Origin of the sequence: Mesorhizobium sp. M0601, from assembly GCF_040320845.1 — a bacterium.
Taxonomy (GTDB): Bacteria; Pseudomonadota; Alphaproteobacteria; order Rhizobiales; family Rhizobiaceae; genus Mesorhizobium.
In genome coordinates, this window is record NZ_JAMYQK010000123.1 from 1 (window position 1) to 1006 (window position 1006).

Below are 1006 nucleotides of genomic sequence, written 5' to 3' on the forward strand. Positions count from 1 at the left end.
GTGCAATGCGGTAAGTAGAGACCTTCCGTTACGGGAGAGTCAACAGCAGCCTCATCAACTTATTTTGCAAACTGGCCGGCGGAGGTTGGGGCGGGCTTTCCCAGGCGCATGGCAGCCGAAAAATTCATGCGTCACCCTGGCGACTGATCGTCAACCAGGCGCTGGCGGTTCGACCACCAGGTAAAATAGATCCGGCCGATCTTGACGACGGGTATGCGGCGGGCGCGTTCGCGGTCGCGCAATTCGCGGTACACCTTCACCTTCAGTGTGCCGCCAGGCATCCTGATACGCACCGCCATCGATTCCGCCACCCCATTGTGCAATGCAGCATCAGAGACCTTCCGCCGCGGAAGAGTCAATGCCTGCCCGCTGACTATTTCTGGGACTAGTCGAGCGGCTTTGAGGTTTTGGCGCGCACGGCGGTTCCTGATCACCGAGGCGGCATGCCCAGTCGGGATCGTCGGGTGCGCGGGCTATTTCCTGGGCGAGGATTTTCTGGGCGAGGATGGGCGATCGGACACGCCGCTCGGCCACCAGATGACGAAGTAATTGCCGACCTGCCAAACCGGCACCTCGCGGTTCTGCTCGCGGCGCCGCAGCTCGCTCCTTTTCTTGATCTTCAAGGTGCCGCCCGGAAGCCTGATTCTTATCGTCACGTGTCCTCCCGCTAAAGCTACGAACGATAGACGGGAACAGTTTCATCCCGGCTAGGCAATTTCATCCAGGCCAAGCAATTTCGGGGCCGAAAACGCAGCGCGCCTGACCGCAGCGATATCGCCGGAACCGGCTTCATTTGAAGAAATCCGCAATGCCGTTGATGGCCAGCACCGCATAGACGATCGGTCCGGCGATAAACGCACAATAGAGACAGAGGATCGCCGCCAGCACCGCGAGCAACGGCTTGTCGCGAGCGACGGCGCGGAGCTCGGACTTCACCGACCAGCGTGCCGCAGCGGTTTGTTCATCATCAGACATGTGCACCATCCCGCGGCCATTTCACACGGCG

At 60.4% G+C, this 1006-nt stretch carries 3 protein-coding genes; all 3 read right to left on the reverse strand.

What is annotated here, in order from left to right; all coding sequences use genetic code 11:
• Positions 1 to 131: 131 nt before the first annotated feature.
• The 3 genes from NKI41_RS33150 to NKI41_RS33160 all read right to left on the reverse strand — a co-directional run bounded on the left by NKI41_RS33150 (position 132) and on the right by NKI41_RS33160 (position 975).
• Entirely contained in the window at positions 132 to 299 is a 168-nt protein-coding gene (locus NKI41_RS33150; protein ID WP_352458144.1) for a hypothetical protein, read from the reverse strand.
• A 174-nt stretch (positions 300 to 473) separates the two neighbouring features.
• A complete protein-coding gene (locus NKI41_RS33155) occupies positions 474 to 656 on the reverse strand; it encodes a hypothetical protein (RefSeq protein ID WP_352491000.1) in 183 nt (60 codons plus the stop codon).
• A 133-nt stretch (positions 657 to 789) separates the two neighbouring features.
• Positions 790 to 975 carry a hypothetical protein gene (locus NKI41_RS33160; RefSeq protein ID WP_352474196.1) on the reverse strand — a complete coding sequence of 62 codons (186 nt, stop codon included), beginning with the start codon at positions 973 to 975 and terminating at the stop codon, positions 790 to 792.
• Between the last annotated feature and the right edge of the window lie 31 nt (positions 976 to 1006).

Excerpts from the sequence above, each read along its gene's own strand:
- NKI41_RS33150 (WP_352458144.1), bottom strand. The coding sequence starts at position 299 with ATGGCGGTGCGTATCAGGATGCCTGGCGGCACACTGAAGGTGAAGGTG.
- NKI41_RS33160 (WP_352474196.1), bottom strand. The coding sequence starts at position 975 with ATGTCTGATGATGAACAAACCGCTGCGGCACGCTGGTCGGTGAAGTCC.